Source organism: Rhizobium sp. AP16 (genome assembly GCF_000281735.1).
Lineage (GTDB): Bacteria > Pseudomonadota > Alphaproteobacteria > Rhizobiales > Rhizobiaceae > Rhizobium > Rhizobium rhizogenes.
On the sequence record NZ_AJVM01000095.1, the window covers coordinates 32052 to 48359 of the forward strand.

Annotated in this window: 12 protein-coding genes and 1 riboswitch; of the genes, 6 read left to right on the forward strand and 6 right to left on the reverse strand. The window is 60.7% G+C overall.

Annotated elements, in window-relative coordinates:
- Nucleotides 1-154: 154 nt before the first annotated feature.
- Complete coding sequence (locus tag PMI03_RS30425) at nucleotides 155-1156, forward strand: transporter (protein ID WP_012651046.1); 1002 nt, start codon at nucleotides 155-157, stop codon at nucleotides 1154-1156.
- Nucleotides 1157-1231: 75 nt separating this feature from the next.
- Here the strand turns inward: PMI03_RS30425 and PMI03_RS30430 are convergent, their stop codons facing one another.
- The gene (locus tag PMI03_RS30430) at nucleotides 1232-1723 is read right to left on the reverse strand and encodes a BA14K family protein (protein WP_007703727.1); all 492 of its coding nucleotides are present in this window, start codon (nucleotides 1721-1723) and stop codon (nucleotides 1232-1234) included.
- Nucleotides 1724-1940: 217 nt separating this feature from the next.
- Here PMI03_RS30430 and PMI03_RS30435 point away from each other — a divergent pair, with 217 nt between their 5' ends.
- Nucleotides 1941-2945, forward strand: a complete 1005-nt coding sequence (locus tag PMI03_RS30435; RefSeq protein WP_007703729.1) for a glycoside hydrolase family 25 protein — start codon at nucleotides 1941-1943, stop codon at nucleotides 2943-2945.
- Here PMI03_RS30435 and PMI03_RS30440 read toward each other — a convergent pair.
- From PMI03_RS30440 to PMI03_RS30455, 3 genes are all read right to left on the reverse strand, one after another.
- Nucleotides 2942-4030 (reverse strand): hybrid-cluster NAD(P)-dependent oxidoreductase, encoded by a 1089-nt coding sequence (locus PMI03_RS30440; RefSeq protein WP_012651044.1) that lies wholly within the window; start codon nucleotides 4028-4030, stop codon nucleotides 2942-2944. The two genes, PMI03_RS30435 and PMI03_RS30440, sit on opposite strands and share 4 nt — an antisense overlap.
- A gap of 3 nt (nucleotides 4031-4033) precedes the next feature.
- Nucleotides 4034-5278, reverse strand: a complete 1245-nt coding sequence (locus PMI03_RS30445; protein ID WP_007703733.1) for an aromatic ring-hydroxylating dioxygenase subunit alpha — start codon at nucleotides 5276-5278, stop codon at nucleotides 4034-4036.
- A gap of 97 nt (nucleotides 5279-5375) precedes the next feature.
- Nucleotides 5376-5580: riboswitch (cobalamin riboswitch) on the reverse strand.
- A 226-nt stretch (nucleotides 5581-5806) separates the two neighbouring features.
- The gene (locus PMI03_RS30455; RefSeq protein ID WP_007703735.1) at nucleotides 5807-6208 is read right to left on the reverse strand and encodes an ACT domain-containing protein; all 402 of its coding nucleotides are present in this window, start codon (nucleotides 6206-6208) and stop codon (nucleotides 5807-5809) included.
- A 90-nt stretch (nucleotides 6209-6298) separates the two neighbouring features.
- Between PMI03_RS30455 and PMI03_RS30460 the strand changes: the two genes are divergently transcribed.
- From PMI03_RS30460 to PMI03_RS30470, 3 genes are read left to right on the forward strand one after another with little or no spacing between them, the layout of a single operon-like run.
- Nucleotides 6299-6910 carry a DUF6656 family protein gene (locus PMI03_RS30460; RefSeq protein ID WP_007703736.1) on the forward strand — a complete coding sequence of 204 codons (612 nt, stop codon included), beginning with the start codon at nucleotides 6299-6301 and terminating at the stop codon, nucleotides 6908-6910.
- Between the two features lie 58 nt (nucleotides 6911-6968).
- Nucleotides 6969-7943, forward strand: coding sequence for an L-threonylcarbamoyladenylate synthase (locus tag PMI03_RS30465; RefSeq protein WP_007703738.1), 975 nt, complete (start codon nucleotides 6969-6971; stop codon nucleotides 7941-7943).
- 34 nt (nucleotides 7944-7977) lie between these two features.
- Entirely contained in the window at nucleotides 7978-9408 is a 1431-nt protein-coding gene (locus PMI03_RS30470) for an FAD-binding oxidoreductase (protein WP_007703741.1), read from the forward strand.
- 283 nt (nucleotides 9409-9691) lie between these two features.
- Here the strand turns inward: PMI03_RS30470 and PMI03_RS30475 are convergent, their stop codons facing one another.
- Together PMI03_RS30475 and PMI03_RS30480 are read right to left on the reverse strand one after the other, a co-directional pair.
- On the reverse strand, nucleotides 9692-12673 hold the full coding sequence (locus PMI03_RS30475; RefSeq protein ID WP_174005655.1) for a DNA translocase FtsK: 2982 nt from the start codon (nucleotides 12671-12673) through the stop codon (nucleotides 9692-9694).
- A gap of 218 nt (nucleotides 12674-12891) precedes the next feature.
- Nucleotides 12892-15402 carry a DUF1217 domain-containing protein gene (locus PMI03_RS30480; RefSeq protein WP_007703747.1) on the reverse strand — a complete coding sequence of 837 codons (2511 nt, stop codon included), beginning with the start codon at nucleotides 15400-15402 and terminating at the stop codon, nucleotides 12892-12894.
- 319 nt (nucleotides 15403-15721) lie between these two features.
- Here PMI03_RS30480 and PMI03_RS30485 point away from each other — a divergent pair, with 319 nt between their 5' ends.
- Nucleotides 15722-16288, forward strand: coding sequence for a DUF6101 family protein (locus PMI03_RS30485; protein WP_007703751.1), 567 nt, complete (start codon nucleotides 15722-15724; stop codon nucleotides 16286-16288).
- The last annotated feature ends 20 nt before the right edge of the window (nucleotides 16289-16308 follow it).

The following is a 16308-nucleotide window of genomic DNA, read 5'->3' on the forward strand; positions in this document are numbered from 1 at the left end:
GATCAAAATTGCGACGAGCCCGACCGTCTCGGCGATAAAAGCCGCGGTATTTTCGCCATTCTGCGCGATTGTCCCCCAGCCATCCGCACTTGCATAAACAATCGTCATGAACAATGACTATGGCAACCCTCTTGATAATGCGAAACCTCCGGCCATGAACACGATCACGACAGCCAACAGGATCCCGGGTTTTGTCTGGGCCTACCGCTTCCCTCCCGGCGCGGGCAAGGCCGAACGGCTATCCGAGGACATGCAGCGTACGGGATTGTTCGATGGCGAAGGCTTCGTCTGGCTGCACCTGAACCTTGTGGACGCCCGTGTCGCCGCATTTCTCGAAGAGGTCCCCGGACTGAACGAGCCGGCCCGCACAGCTCTGACCACACATGAAACCCATGCGACGATCACCGTCGACGAGCAGATGCTGTTCGGCACGCTGGTCGATTTCCAGCGTGACTTCGATCAGGAGACGAGCGACATCGGCTGGCTGCATTTCGTGTTCACCGACCGCTTCCTCATCACCACCCGACTGCAGCCACTGCGCAGTGTCGAGCGAGTACGCATGGCGGTGGAGAAGAATGCCGCGAAATTCACAAACCCGATCGACCTCTTCGAACTGCTGGTCGTCGAGTTCCAGCGCACGCTGATCTCGCTGGTCATCGAGATTACCGAGGAGCTGAACCTCATCGAGGATTTCGTCTATGACAACGCGCCGCGCGACGAGCGGCGGCGGTTGGCGCCGGTACGCCGGACGATCGTGCGGCTGCATCGGCATCTGCGCACAGTGCTGACGCTGATGCGGCGCGCAGCAGCCTCCGACGACGAGGAGATGCCGCTCGGCTTCGAGGATGTCGCGGGTCGGCTGACCGGCCGGCTGGAATCGGTCGACCATGACGTCTATGCGCTACAGGAGCGTGCACGCCTGCTGCACGAAGAGATCGATTCGAAGCTCTCCTCCGAGATCAACCGCCACCTCTACATTCTGTCGATCATGACGGCGCTCCTGTTGCCGCCGACACTGGTGACCGGCTTTTTCGGCATGAACACATCGAGCCTGCCGTTTTCAGGCGGTGGCGCCGGCACGGAATATGCCGTTGTCCTGATCATCGCCTCGATGGTGCTCGCCTGGTGGCTGCTGAAGCGGGTCAACATTCTCTGACACTGACGATCGGCCAAGAAAAAACCGCCCGGCGGATGACCGGGCGGCTTGTTTCGACAGGTCCTGATCTCTCGCTCAGAAATAGGGCGAGTAGCACTGCTGGCGCGGACCGTTATAGGGCTGGAACGTGTTGTCATAAGATCGGTAGGACCGATAGCGCGCGTAGCACCAATCGACATGGCGTGGATTGACCCCAGCGGCGCGCGGCGGAGCCGCATAGCGCGGCTGGCTGGCGATCGCCCCGCCGATCAGGGCGCCGGCGCCGAATGCGGCCAGCGGGAACCAGTAGCCCTCGTGATAGCGATAACCGCGACGATAGTCCCGGTAGCCACGATGACCGCCATACCAACCATCACGATAGTAGCCACGACGATAATAGCCGCCACGGTAACCACCGTAGCCGCCATACTCGCGCCATTGAACCCGCTCGACGCCGGCAGGCGCGGCCTTGTCCGCCGCAACAACGGGTGCGGCAGGCATCTGCATTGCGAAGGACGGCGTGAAGCTCGTCAGAGCCACGGCGGCCGAAAGAGCGATAGTCGCAATTCTCGCACGGAAACCAAGCATTTACTTCTCCATTCCCTGGCTTGTCTTGTGCTCAAGCAAACAATGTTCCGTATCGGGGACGGCTCCCCTTACTGCTCTGCGCATCCACAAGTCGCGCGGACATTTAGTCCAACCTTAAATATGCACCAATTTAAGGCCTTATGCACAGACTCCACGGTAAATTTATAGCGATCTCATTCTTAACCCGGGATTAACCACTCATCCTTACCCTTAATTCATGAAGGGATACCGGCAGACTCACCCTCTGATTTGCAGTCTCCTGATGGTCCTGGCATTGCTGGGACTGGCCTCCAGGCTTGCGGCCGGTGAAAGCCAACCCTGGACCGATCCGCAAAACGCCCTCATCGTCGATGCCTACGAGCTGAATACCATCGACTGGGAGCAGCTCCTGCAGGACAAGCGCATATCCGCCTTCATCTCCAAGGCTTCCGACGGCCTGCCCGAGAGCTTCAGCTGCACCGGCGACCATGCCGGCGACACCTTCGCGCACTGCAAGACCATGTGGCGCAAATATGCGGTCAGCCGCGAACTCTATCAGACGCGGCGGATGCTGGCGAAAATGAACGGGCTGCTATGGGGCGCCTATCATCTCGGACGACCCGGCAATCCGGTCGACCAGGCCAATCATTTTCTCGATTACGCCGATCCGAAACCGGACGAACTGATGGTGCTCGATATCGAGGGCCTTGATGTCCTGCGATATATGTCGCTCTCCGACGCGCAGGTCTTCGTCGGCCATATCAAGGTGAGGACCGGGCGCTATCCGATCCTCTATACCAACCACAATACCGCTCAATACATCGCCGACCACCGCCAGGATTACCCGATCCTGGCGCGGCTACCGCTATGGTATGCTCGCTACAAATCCGACGTGAAGGGCACTTTCCCGCTCGGCAACTGGGACACTTATGCCCTCTGGCAGTTTGCCTCCTCCGACAATTGCTCGGACAAGAGCTGTCCCTACAGGGTGCCGGGAACACTGAAGGACATCGACGTCAACGTCGTGCCGATGACCAAGCTGCAACTGGCCAAGGTCTGGCCACAGGGCGATCTCCTGCCCACCAAGCCGATGCCGGCGCCCGACATGATGATCGCCAAGGCGCCGAGCTGCAATGGTCCGCGGCAGACACTCATTTCATTAATGGTCGACCCCGTCGTCACGGCATCTACCCGCCGCTCGGAACCGGTCGAGATCAATGAATTGAACTACCAGGATTTTTAGGCTTCGATCTGCACATCCGTCTTAGGACGCGAACAGCAGGCGAGGATATAACCTTCCTCGATCTCGTCATCGAGAATACCGCCATTGTGGCTCATCTCGACCTCGCCCGAGAGCTTCATCACCCGGCAGGTGCCGCAGAGGCCCGACTCGCAGGCCGCGCCGATACGCACGCCAGCGCCGCGCGCGGCTTGTAGGATCGTCTGGCCCGGCGCACAGGGAACATCCTTGCCAGCCATGGTGAAGCTGATCGAAGTCGCCGCTTCCGTCGAGGCGTCATCGCTGACTTCGGCCAGCGGCGTTGCCGCCTGCGCCGGCTGGAAGCTTTCCTGATGATAGCGCGTCATGTCGAAGCCGTGGGCTACCAGCATGGAACGGACGGCGTCCATGAAGACTTCCGGGCCGCAGCAGAAGATCGTGCGGTCCATGAAATCGGGCGCCAGCAGCCCGATCTTCGCCTTGTCGATGCGGCCCTTCAGCCCCGACCAGAGATCGGTGCGGCCACAGCCTTCGACAATGAAGCCGAGATCGAGGTTCGGCATGAAGCGCGCGAGATATTCCAGCTCCGAACGGAAGATGATGTCGGCGGGGCTGCGCGAGCAATTGATGAAGGTGATGTCGGATAGCGGCGCGGTATCGGACATGTAGCGCGTCATCGCCATCATCGGCGTGACGCCGGAGCCGGCGGAAACGAAGAGATATTTTTCGCCGGGATGACGGATATGGCTGAAATCGCCGAGCGGACCGAAAGCCTTGACACGCATGCCGGGCTTCAGGTTCTCGAACATCCAGCGCGTGCCAATGCTGTCCTTCTGCGCCTTGACCGTAATGGCGACCGAGAGCGGGCGCGACGGGGTCGAGGACAGCGTATAGGTACGCATGACCGGCTCCGCAGCCGCCGGCAGCTCCAGGGTGACGAACTGGCCCGGCAGATAGCGGAACCAGTTGTCCTTGTCGGAGCGGAAGGTGAAGGTCATCACATCGGGTGCTTCCGGCGTTGCCGAAAGGCATTCGAGCAGATGCTGCCTGTCGCTCCAGGGCTTCATCTGGTCCAGGTGCTGATGGCGGAGGGAGACGGTCATGTTCATAACTCAGGCAACCGCCGACAGCTTGGCCTGATCGCCCTGCAGCCGGTTGATCATGAAATTCGCGTACCATTCGACGAACTGCATCACGCCGCCTTCATCTTCCGGCGAATAGGGGCCGGGCTGGTAGGCGGGCGAGCGGATGCCGAAGGCATTTTCCTCGACGATCCGGCGGTCCTGATCGTTGGTCTCGGTCCAGACGTGGGTGAGTTCGTCGATACGATAGTCGACCCCTTCGACCGCATCTTTGTTGACGAGCCATTTGGTCGTGACCTGCGTTTGCTCGGGACCGAGCGGCAGCACGCGGAAGGTGATCGCATGGTCGGCGAGCACATGATTCCACGTCGTCGGATAGTGGAAGAGCAGCAAGGTGCCGATATGGCTTTCCAGCACATCGTTGGAGAGCGGCCTCTGCACGGCGCGCGCGCCCGACATGGTGTAGCTCTCGGCATCCTGGATGAGTGGCATGCGTGCGGCGCGGAACTGGCCGGACGGCGACATGCGGAATTCGCTTGGAAGATTCGCCGCCTCGCACTTCGCCCAATGCTCCGAAATCACCGGATCGTCCTTGGCGCCCTGCACGCCGGTCGCGCTCGGTGCTTCCGGATAGGTGCGGCAGAGTTCGGGATGATTGGCCGCGCAATGATAGCATTCGCGATTGTTTTCCCAGACGAGCTTCCAGTTGCCCTTCTCGATGATCGTGCTTTCGAAGGCGACCTTGGTCTCGCCGAGGCGGTGGCGGACGAGATAGGGCTCGACCATGGCGCGGAACGGCGCAAAGTCCGGCGCCTGATCTGCAAGGCAGATGAAGATATAGCCGCCAATGCTTTCGCAATGGACCGGCTTCAGCGAGAACTCGCTCTTGTCGAAATCCTCCGGCATATGGCGGGCAAAGAGCAGGCTCCCGTTCAGTTCGTAGGTCCACTGATGATAGGGGCAGACGAGCTTTGCCGAAGAGCCGCGCTCGGACGTGCACACGCGCGAGCCGCGATGGCGACAGCTATTGTGGAAGGCGCGGATGACCTGATCGCGGCCACGAACGATGACGACGGGATAATCGCCGATCTGGACGGTGAAATAGTTGCCGGCGCGCGGCACTTCGCAATCATGGCCGATGAACAGCCAGTCGCGATAATAGATCATTTCCATATCGAGCTTGAAATAATCCGGATCGGTGTAGAAGGGCTGCTCCAGGCTGAAGCCCTCGCGGCGGTTCTTCAATTGCCGCAAAACGTTGCTGCTGATGTCCATTTGCCTATCCTTGCGCGGTAGCGATCAGCAGGCAGAGGACATGCACGATCGGCCGCGAACGACCGCAACGCAATGTCCCGACCGCCCGCCGCGGTCAGTAAATCAGTCTCCCCAAGGCTGGTTTCCGGGCTCTGGAGCGGTCCCCCAAAGGACCCCATGGCACCTTCCCAGGCTGTCTTAAGCCCAGTGGCTTCATTCGCCATGCCTTACTCCACCACCGTTGCGGGGGCAGCGCCGGATTTCGACCGGCTTCCCAATTCTCCGCCCCCCTAGCGGGCGGCACCTTGAGATTGATACCATCATAATCTGCGCCCCTCTCGCCGCTCTGCTGCAATGCGACATCCGCTTCGAAATTGACGACAGGCCCAAGAAGAGTTTCGCAGAGACCTCGCGGCCGAAATATCGGAAGATAATTCAAATCCTTATGCTCCTGTGAAGAGCATCGTTTCCCGCGCCGGCCTCTCTGCGTCCGCGGCGCCTTGTCTTAATTGCGACAGACCCGTCAGCGAACAGGCTTCAGAGCGGATATTACACGACGGAAAGCGCCTGCAGTGCCGCCATTGCGCGCCCGGCATCGGCCGCCGGCACGAAGATATGATCATGGTAATAGCCGGCAACGACATTGGCGCTGATCCTCTCGTTTCCCAGCGCCGTCGCAAGCGCAGCCGTGAGACCCACGGCTTCCAGCGAGGAGTGAATGTCGAGGGTGATCATCCGCATCGCAGGCTCGGCCGGGAGCCCCGCTTGTCGGGCCACCTCGACCGGCAGGATCAGCGTCACACCTTCCCTTTCCTGAAACAGTCCAACCGGATTCATATGAATGTAATCCGCCAGCGACGAGGCCGGCACACTGCAATAGACGAACTCGCCCTCGACGAGATCCGGCTTCATGCCGGCAAGCAGCAGCTTGAGATCGGTAATGCCGGGCATGGTTCTGGTCCTCTTCAGCGATCCATCAGCAAGCCCGGCTCAAGCTAGATGATCTATCATTCGGTATCCAGATCTCCATCGCGAGCCGGCATGGCAAAGCTCAGATATTTCGATGCCAAGAAACCCGCCGACCCGGAGCCGACGCTGCCGGCACCGGGGTATACGGAATTCCTGCGCACCGGGCGTATCAATCGCGACAAGACGCATTGGCTCGCCGAAGAACGGCGTTACCTCACCTTCGAGGAAGTGGCCGAACGCACGGCAACCAAGCTCAGAAACGCCGGCGAGACAACCCATGGCCGGCTCAATAGCTTTCACCAGTCGATCCGCTTTCCGAAACTGATTTTCCATCACACGCTCAGGGACACACCGCATCTCGGCTATTGCCATGTCACCGCCGCGCGGACGCAATTTGCGCAGTACGAGGAAGTGAGCTGGGCTTTCTACATCGCCAATTTCTTCGCCCGCCTCGGCCAGAACGATAATTTCTTCGAAGACATCAGCCTGAAATATTCGCGGATGTATTTCGCCGTCGCTATAAGGCCGGATGAGGACGCTTCGAAGAAGAAGCTGACGATCAATCGCGAGGTGCGCGGCAACGGCGTGCTCTTCCACACACACGATCCGCAGATCGCCATCCGCAATGTGTTGCTGCTCGGCGCGCGCAACGAACAGCTCCGCGACATCATTCGCCAGCTTTGATCATTGATCCCCAAACTTGAAAAGCATAAGAACGGCCTGAACGGCAATCGGTCAGGCCATGGCGCGACATATAGACATTCTCCAGCATCCAGAGGCGGCAATAGCGGCGGCAACGGCAACTCTCGCCGAAGGTCTGCCGATCGGGCTGCCGACCGAGACGGTCTACGGGCTCGCCGCCGACGCCACCAACCCCGCCGCCATCACCCGTATCTACGAGACCAAGGGACGGCCACGCTTCAATCCGCTGATCTGCCACATGAGCGACCTCGCCATGGCCGAGCGCTACGCGATCTTCGATCCCGTTTCGCGAAAGCTGGCGGAAGCCTTCTGGCCCGGTCCGCTGACGCTGGTTTTACCGCTGCGCCCGGAAAGCGACATTCATCCGCTGGCGACCGCCGGGCTCGATACGGTCGGCATCCGGATACCGCAGGGCTTTGCCGGCGAGCTGATCCGCGCCTTCGGACGACCGCTTGCCGCCCCCAGCGCCAATACCTCCGGCAAGATCAGCGCCACTAGTGCCGATCATGTCCATGACGATCTCGGCGAGCGGATTTCGCTGATCCTCGATGCCGGGGCTTCGGTCGTCGGCGTCGAGTCGACCATCGTCAAGGTCGAGCACGGCGAGATGCGCCTGCTCAGGCCCGGCGGGCTGGCGGCAGACGAGATCGAGCGGGTCGCGGGCCAATCGCTCAAGCGCAAGAATGGTGCGTCGGCAGCCATCGAAGCACCGGGGATGCTGGCTTCCCATTATGCGCCGGGTGCCGCTGTGCGGCTCGACGCGACCGCAGTTTCCTCCGGCGAAGCGCTGATCCGTTTCGGCAAGCCCGATATTGCCGGGATCGAGACGGCGGCCGTCGTGCTCGACCTCAGCCCGTCCGGCGATCTTGCTGAAGCCGCCGCCAATCTCTTCGACTTCATGAAGCGCGCCGATGCCAGCGGTGCTGCGACCATCGCCTTTTCCAGCATTCCCGACGAAGGCCTCGGCGAGGCCATCAACGACCGGCTGCAGCGCGCGGCCGCGCCGAGAGAGTAAATCCGACCACACGCAATTCGGTAAAGGACACGCCATGAGCAGCGCCGCCCCCTCCTCCGCCCTTCTCGATCGCTTCGCCGCCATCGTCGGCGAAAAGCACGCGTTGCGGGAGGCAGCGGATCTCGCCCCGCATCTGGTCGAGAACCGTGGGCTCTATCATGGCGCATCGCCGATGCTCTTGAAGCCCGGCTCCGTGGAGGAGGTTTCGGCGATCCTGAAGCTTGCCAGCGAGACCGGTACGGCGATCGTACCGCAGACCGGCAATACCGGCCTTGTCGGCGGCCAGACGCCACGCGAGGGCAGCTCCGACATCATCCTGTCACTGGAGCGGATGAACCGCATCCGTGATGTCGATCCCATCGGCAACACCATGGTCGTCGATGGCGGCTGCATCCTCGCCGACGTGCATAAGGCGGCGGCGGAGCATGGCCGCATGTTTCCGCTGACCCTCGGTTCGGAAGGCTCCTGCCGCATCGCCGGCAACCTCTCCACCAATGCCGGAGGCACCGCCGTTCTCGCCTATGGCAACATGCGCCAGCTTTGCCTCGGCTTGGAAGTCGTACTGCCGACCGGCGAAATCTGGAACGGGCTGCGCCGCCTGAAGAAGGACAATACCGGCTACGACCTGCGCGATCTCTTCATCGGCGCCGAGGGCACGCTCGGCGTGATCACCGGCGCGGTGCTAAAACTCTTCCCGCAGCCGCTCGGCCATCAAGTGGCCTTTGCCGGCATCCAGTCGGTCGACGATGCGCTGACCCTGTTCAAGAACGCGTCCGGCCTCTGCGGCACGGCGCTGACCGGCTTCGAACTGATGCCGCGCATCGGTGTCGAATTCACCGCACGCAACATCCCAGGCGTGCGCGATCCCCTGGAAACGGCGCATCCCTGGTATGTGCTGATCGACGTCTCCACCTCAGATTCGGCCGAGACTGCCGAGCGGATGATGACGACGCTATTGGAACAGGGCTATGAGGCCGGACTGATCCAGGATGCAACTATCGCCAGCTCAGAGGCACAGCAGAAGGCGCTGTGGCACATGCGCGAGAGCATGTCGGACGCGCAGAAGCCGGAGGGCGGCTCGATCAAGCACGATGTCTCCGTGCCGGTCGCACAGATCCCGAAATTCATGGCTGAAGCCGAGGTGGCTGTGATGGCGGCCCTGCCCGGCGCCCGCATCTGCGCCTTCGGCCATATGGGCGACGGCAATATCCACTACAACATCTCCCAGCCCGTCGGCGCCGACAAGGAAGAATTCATCAGCCGTTGGCACGACATGAACAAGATCGTCCATGGACTGGTGCTGAAGCACGGCGGCTCGATTTCCGCCGAACACGGCATCGGCCAATTGAAGCGCGACGAGCTGGCCTCGATCCGCTCGGATATCGAGATGGATCTGATGCGCCGGATCAAAACGGCGTTCGATCCGGCGGGAGTGATGAATCCGGGGAAGGTTTTGAAGGTGTGAGAGGCTTTGCGCGCCGAGAGTTTAGCTCTGAGCATGCCGAGCCTCTGATACCCCCCTCTGTCACTTCGTGACATCTCCCCCACAAGGGGGGAGATTGGTAACTCGCAGCGTCACCTTGCCTCAAACGAACATCGTATCCGCAGAGACCAAAGCATGCTCCCTTGGTTAGGCGGTGCAGCATGCTCTCAACGATCTCCCCCTTTGTGGGGGAGATGTCACAAAGTGACAGAGGGGGGTGAACACTCTCCGCGACTACCGCGGCCAATATCATCCCCCTGCTGGATCAATCAAAATCCTCATTGCTCGGCTGCGCTGCCTGCCCGCCGCCATTCCGGTTGCCCGAGATGATCTCGCGCTTGCCGACATGGTTGGCCGGGCCGACGAGGCCGTCCTTTTCCATGCGTTCGACGAGCGAGGCGGCGCGGTTATAGCCGATGCCGAGGCGGCGCTGGATGTAGGAGGTGGAGCACTTCTTGTCGCGCATGACGACCTTGATTGCCTGTTCGTAGAGATCGTCGCCGTCTTCAGAGGCGATCGCGCCCTTGTCGAAAACTGCGGTGTCCTCTTCGTCTTCTTCCTCATCTTCGTCGGCGGTGACCGTGTCGAGATATTCCGGACGGCCTTGCGTCTTCAGATGCGCGACGACCTTTTCGACCTCTTCATCCGAGACGAAGGGACCGTGGACGCGGGAGATGCGGCCGCCGCCGGCCATGTGCAGCATGTCGCCCTGACCGAGGAGCTGTTCGGCACCCTGTTCGCCGAGGATCGTGCGGCTGTCGATCTTCGACGTCACCTGGAAGGAAATACGCGTCGGGAAGTTCGCCTTGATTGTGCCGGTGATGACGTCGACGGAGGGACGCTGCGTCGCCATAATCAGATGGATGCCGGCGGCGCGGGCCATCTGCGCCAGACGCTGGATCGCACCTTCGATTTCCTTGCCGGCGACCATCATAAGGTCGGCCATTTCGTCGACGATAACGACGATGTAGGGCATCGGCGTCAGGTCCATTTCCTGGCTCTCCTCGATCGGAGCGCCAGTGCCCTTGTCGAAGCCTGTCTGGACCATGACGTGGATCGTCTCGCCCTTTTCGCGGGCCAGGGCGACGCGGCTGTTGTAGCCGTCGATATTGCGCACGCCGAGGCGCGACATCTTGCGATAGCGGTCCTCCATCTCGCGCACCGCCCATTTCAGCGCCATCACGGCCTTCTTGGGGTCGGTAACGACAGGGGTCAGCAGATGCGGGATGCCGTCATAGACGGAAAGTTCGAGCATCTTCGGATCGACCATGATCAGGCGGCACTGCTCCGGCGTCATCCGATAGAGCAGCGACAGGATCATGGTGTTGATGGCGACGGACTTGCCCGAGCCGGTGGTGCCGGCGACCAGCAGATGCGGCATCTTGGCGAGTTCAGCGATGACGGGTTCGCCGCCGATGGTCTTGCCGAGACCAAGCGCCAGCTTGTAGCCGCTCTTCTCGAAATCCGCGGATTCGATCATCTCGCGGAAATAGACGGTCTCGCGAATGACGTTCGGCAGTTCGATGCCGATGACGTTACGGCCGGGAACGACGGCGACGCGGGCCGAGAGCGCCGACATCGAACGAGCGATATCGTCGGCGAGATTGATGACGCGCGAGGATTTGACGCCGGGGGCCGGCTCGAATTCGTAAAGCGTGACCACCGGGCCGGGACGGACATGGATAATCTCGCCCTTGACGCCGAAGTCCTCAAGAACGCTTTCGAGAAGGCCGGCATTCTGCTCCAGCGTTTCCTGTGTCATGATCACGCCGGGTCGGGCGACCGGTTCCTGCAGCAGTTCGCGCGGCGGCAGTTCATATTCGCCCTCGCCGCTACGGGCGATCGGCCGCCATTCCGGCGGGGTCATGGCGTTCGGCCTGCGCGGCGTGATCTGCGACGGCGGCGGATCGATCAGGCGCTGCTTGGCGGCCTCGACGGCGGGAATGACGGGTGCTGCTTCGACAACGGCTGCCGCGACCGGCGGCACCGATGCCTTCACCGGCATCGGAGCGACGACCATGACCGGAGCCGGCTTGGCTGGAGCCACCTTGGGCGCAGCAGCAGCCTCGGCCTCATTGGCAAAGACGGCGGTGACGAAGGCGGGCGGTACGAAGGCTGCGGGCTCCATCGCTGCCGGCTTCACAGCGACGGGAGCGACCGCCTCGATCGCTGCCGGTACCACGGGCGCCAGGGCAATGGCCTCTAACGCGGCAAGCTCATCCATAACGAACGGATTAATCGGGGTCGGCTGGGATTCGACCGGAGCAACGACTGCGACAACCGGCGAGACCGGGGCTTCCTGTTGTGCTTCAACAACGAGTGACGGGCGGCGGCACTCGACGACGCGGAATTTCGCGACGATTGATTCGACCTCGGCCTGGATCTCGGGAACGAGCACCGGCTGGGCCAGCGTCCCCTTGATGGCGGACACGAATTCTCCCTCGAAGGGCATGGCGTCCCAGAAGGCGAAATCGGAGAGATGGGCGAGCCGCGACTCGACGACAGGCGCGGCAACGAATTCTGCAATTTTCGGCAATGACGGAGAAGCATCCAGCGCGGTCGCGGGAGCCTTATAAAATGCGGTAGCGATGACAGTCGTCTCCAATGCGTCCGGCGCAGTCGCCGGAGAGTTCTGAATTACGGTGGGCTGGTAGGCTTCAGCCGCAAACGGCGCGCCCTCCCATGGCGGCAGATCGAATTCGACCGACGGTTCCGCCGGGCGAGCGACAATCGGCGCCGGTGATTCGACCACCGGCGGTTCCATGACCCGCATCGCGGCATGGTTCGCGGCCGGCGGCACGAGGACAGGTACGGGCTCCGCTGGTGCGCGCCGGCTGACGATCTCGTTCTCCCGCGTTCGGGTGAAGCGGACGTTCGGCCCCATCAGGAAGGCGTTCTGCCAGCCGGGCGAGGCAAGCTCCTCGGCCGAGATACCCTGCGGTGTAACGGGCATGATCGGCCCGCTGGCAGCCACGGTGCTCGCCTGCAGGGCCTCCACGACCGGCTTTGGCGCGGCTGCGATTCGCAAGCGTGCCTCTTCGGCAATCCGCCGCTCTTCTGCGCGGCGGCGCTCTTCGGCCTGGCGCTTGGCTTCGCGGACGGTGCGGATTTTTTCTTCCAGGAATGCGCGGCGAGCAGCGATCTGCTCGGCACGGCGGGCTTCTTCCGCGACCTGTTCCGGGTCAAGCTCGCCTTCAGGCTGGGAGCCATTTGCAGCATTCGAAATGTTCGTTCGGGAAAGACGCATGAGACCTGCAACCCAGTCATTGATATTGCCGATGGCTTCCCAAATCGAATAGGGCAAAGACGGTTAATAAGTTCCTTCTGATCGTCGTAGAATGCACTTATTCCGCATCGCCGGCCCAAGGGAGCGGCCCATAGCGGCACGACAGCAACAGGCACGCCGATTGGCTCCACGTCGCCGGGAAAGCGACGCGAATCGACGGAGATCTTTTGTGGGATTGATTACTTGGTGGAGGAAAGCTGCGCGATCGACAGCAGCGTATCGGCACTGATGCCGACGCTTGAGGAGGAGCTCGTCAGGATCGAGAGCGCGGGTGATGTCGACGAGGTGGTGTTGTTCGCCAGATCGTACATCGCCGAGAATCGCTGCAGGAGCTTGTTGACCTTGGTCGGATCCTGCAGATCGCTGACGTCGACGAATTTGGCAAGCAGCTTGGCCTGGGTGTCGACATCCATCGAGGACATCGAGCTCGGCAGGCTATAGGTCGTGGTGATGACCTGATAGAGGGCGGTGTCGCCCATGATATCGTAGATGGAGCTGATATCCGGAGCCTTGCGCTGGAAGTAAAGCGCCAGTTGCACGCCCGTATTGGTTTCTCCCTCCTGATCCTCAAGGGTCTGATGCAGGAAGAGGTCGTTCGTATCGGCAATCGTGCCCTGATTTTGCGCCGTCCCCAATTTCGTGTTGGTCAGATTACCGTCCGTGTCGAAATTGAAGGCATTGACGATGCTCTTGAACTGCGCGCCGTCATCCGTGTTGATGAAGCTCTTCGAATCGCTCGGATCGGAGGCGAAGGCCTTTTTCAGCGTCGCGGTGTCGACCGTCTTCGGATCGATGCCGTTGGCCTTCAGGATGTAGTCGGTGAGCTTGCTATCGGCGAGAAGATCGGTGACGCTGGTGACCTTGACGATATTCGTCGCAAAATAGGTGCCGGCATCCTTGGCGTCGCTGGTGGCCTTGGTCAGCTCGGCGCCCGTCAGGCCGATCTTGCTGCGGCTGGAATATTCCGAGACATAGCTGTTGATCTGCGTCTGCGACAAGGCCTGGACCGGCGGTTTCAGCTTGCCGTCGCTGTCGAAATTGAAGGCTTTGGCGAGATTGGTGAAGCGCGTGTCCTTGAGCGAATTGACATAGCTCTTCGGATCGTAGGGATCACTTTCGAGGATCTTCTTCATCTGCGTCTTCGTCATCTCGTCCGGGCTGATGCCATAAGCGCGCATCGCCATCTGGTAGAGTTCGGGAAGACTGTCGTTGCTGGTATCGCTATCGGCCGTGGCATTGGTGGCGAAGAAATCGTCAATGGTCTTCACTGCGGCGATGCGCGTCTGGTAGTTGCTGACGGCTTTGGTGGTCAAGGACGTCTGCGACGTCTGGTAGTTCTTCATATAGGCCGTCGACGCGGCATCGATCGCCGTCTGGGATTGCGCCGTGTCACCCGAGGCAAGGGTGCCGTCAGCCTGGAAATTGAACTGCGAGACGACATCGGTGAGACCGAAGATGGCCGCGGTCGAAGAACTCGAAAAAGCATTCTTGAGCACGACCGCAGGCGTATCCGCGTCGATCCCATAGGCCGTCTTGATATAGTCGAACAGGCGAGTATCCGACGTCAGTTCGTCGACGGTGGTGATGGAGCCGATATGCTCCTTGTAATAAAGGTCGTTGTCGTTGGCGCCGACATCCGTCGTGTACGAGGGAACCGCGGAATTGTAAGCGCTCATGACATCGGCCATTTGGCCGAGCGTCTGCGGGCCGCCCTTATAATTCGTCGCATAGGCGTCCGTCGTGGCGCTGATCTGAGCCGATGTCTGCGCTTGCGAACCACTCGCGACGGTACCGTCGCTCTGGAAATTGAACTGCGCCATGACATCGGTCAGCCCCTTCGTCGCCGCAACACTTGCATCCTTGGCGGCGGCGTTGAATTGGGTCGCGGTGATATAGGCCGGAATGTCGAAGGCGGTTTTGACATAGTTGAACAGCTTGGGATCGGCCGTGAGCTGGCTGACGGACGTGATCGTGCTGATATGGTTTTCGTAGTAGGTCGTATCGGCATCAGCCGTCGAGGTCTTCACCGTTCCGTCGGCATTGAAATTGAATTCCGCGACGATCGCCTTGTCGGCGGCGCTGCCGTTCTGATTGACGAAGCTGTCGGGATCGCTGAGATCGCTCGTCAGCATCTGCTTCAGGAACGAATTCGACGTATAGGTCGGATCGAGGCCATAGGCCTGCAGCACGTAGTTTTTCAGGCGGCTGTTGCCCAGGAGGTCGTCGACGGTCTTAACGCTGCTGATATTCTGGCTGAAATAGGTCGTTTCGGTCTGCGCATTCGTTGCCTCAGTCGTAAAGGACTGATTGTAAAGGCCGATCAGATCGTCTTCCTGGGTACTGGATTGCGCCGTCGAGGAGCTGCCCGTGCCAAAATTGAACGCGGCGGCGAATTCCTTGTAGCGCGGATCGGTCAGCTTATTGGCAAAACTGGTGGAATCGCTGAGGTCGCTGGTCAGCACCTGTTTCATAAAGGCCTTGGCATAGGTCATGTCCGACAGGCCGTATGCTTCCATCGCATAGCTATAGAGCTGATAGTCGCCCATGAAGTCATCGACATTGGTTACCTTGCCGATATTGGCATTGTAGTAGTCGATCTGACGCTTGCTCTGCGACTGGGACGCTACCTGATTGAGCGTCGTCGCCATATTCCTGGTCGCGACCGTGTAACCAAGATAGGTGGATATCATCAGCGCGATCCCAATAATTCTCTAATATAAGCCAGTGAATCTCTCCACAGTATCGCAGTTAAACCTTACCCGAGACTTACAATACTTCATCTATTGCGTGTGCCGGATCGGCACGCTCTGCCTGCGCCGTGCATTCACTTTATGGAAACCCTGATCGATTCGGTTTTGCTAACCATTTGAGGACGCAAAGTTTTCTTAACCGCAATTTTTAAGCTGTCTGGAAGGGACGCCGCCTAATCTGAACCCAACGAGAGGACATGACGTTCTCCGTAAGAAGACCGGAAAACCGGCTCTCAGGTAAAGCAAGGGTAGAGATTAGATGACAAATACCGTCCTGAAGCCCGATTGGGCTGGAAACACACTGCGGCTTGATCCGGCGCGCTTCCCGCAACAGGTCAGCTACGCCATGCGGGGTGCCGAGGGTGACGTCACCATCACGATCGACGAGCGCGGCGCGGTGCTGCGCAAGATCCTCCCGTCCAGCGGCCTGCCGCTGTCCGTCGCCCTGCCGAAACGCGCCTTCATGGGTGTTGCCGCCCGCGCCATCGATCATGGCGACGGCGAAGTCACCGTGACGCTGGAATTGCATCATTCCGATCCGGATCTCTGCATCCCTCTCCTCGTTGCCCATGACCTGAGCGACATCGCCGCCGACTGGCGCTCGTGGTCGGAAGCCTTCCGCATTCCGATGCTGATGATCGAAGCCGATGGCGTTGCCCGTCCGCTGGAAGAGCATCTGGGTGGGGTCGCCGCCCGCGATACCCAGCCGCGCCGCCGCCACTCCTATTTCGCCGAGCGCCGTCCGCGCTTCCTGGTGCGCCGCTCGACCGGTTCGCTGGGCCTCAAGATGAAGATCGAAGGCCGCGAGATCATCGCGCGGCGTTGAAAGCGGCTGGGATTGATATC

Coding starts and splice junctions, on each gene's coding strand:
- PMI03_RS30470 (WP_007703741.1), top strand. CDS start 7,978: ATGAGCAGCGCCGCCCCCTCCTCCGCCCTTCTCGATCGCTTCGCCGCC.
- PMI03_RS30480 (WP_007703747.1), bottom strand. CDS start 15,402: ATGATATCCACCTATCTTGGTTACACGGTCGCGACCAGGAATATGGCG.
- PMI03_RS30440 (WP_012651044.1), bottom strand. CDS start 4,030: ATGAACATGACCGTCTCCCTCCGCCATCAGCACCTGGACCAGATGAAG.
- PMI03_RS30475 (WP_174005655.1), bottom strand. CDS start 12,673: ATGCGTCTTTCCCGAACGAACATTTCGAATGCTGCAAATGGCTCCCAG.
- PMI03_RS30435 (WP_007703729.1), top strand. CDS start 1,941: ATGAAGGGATACCGGCAGACTCACCCTCTGATTTGCAGTCTCCTGATG.
- PMI03_RS30425 (WP_012651046.1), top strand. CDS start 155: ATGAACACGATCACGACAGCCAACAGGATCCCGGGTTTTGTCTGGGCC.
- PMI03_RS30455 (WP_007703735.1), bottom strand. CDS start 6,208: ATGCCCGGCATTACCGATCTCAAGCTGCTGCTTGCCGGCATGAAGCCG.
- PMI03_RS30430 (WP_007703727.1), bottom strand. CDS start 1,723: ATGCTTGGTTTCCGTGCGAGAATTGCGACTATCGCTCTTTCGGCCGCC.
- PMI03_RS30485 (WP_007703751.1), top strand. CDS start 15,722: ATGACAAATACCGTCCTGAAGCCCGATTGGGCTGGAAACACACTGCGG.
- PMI03_RS30465 (WP_007703738.1), top strand. CDS start 6,969: ATGGCGCGACATATAGACATTCTCCAGCATCCAGAGGCGGCAATAGCG.
- PMI03_RS30445 (WP_007703733.1), bottom strand. CDS start 5,278: ATGGACATCAGCAGCAACGTTTTGCGGCAATTGAAGAACCGCCGCGAG.
- PMI03_RS30460 (WP_007703736.1), top strand. CDS start 6,299: ATGGCAAAGCTCAGATATTTCGATGCCAAGAAACCCGCCGACCCGGAG.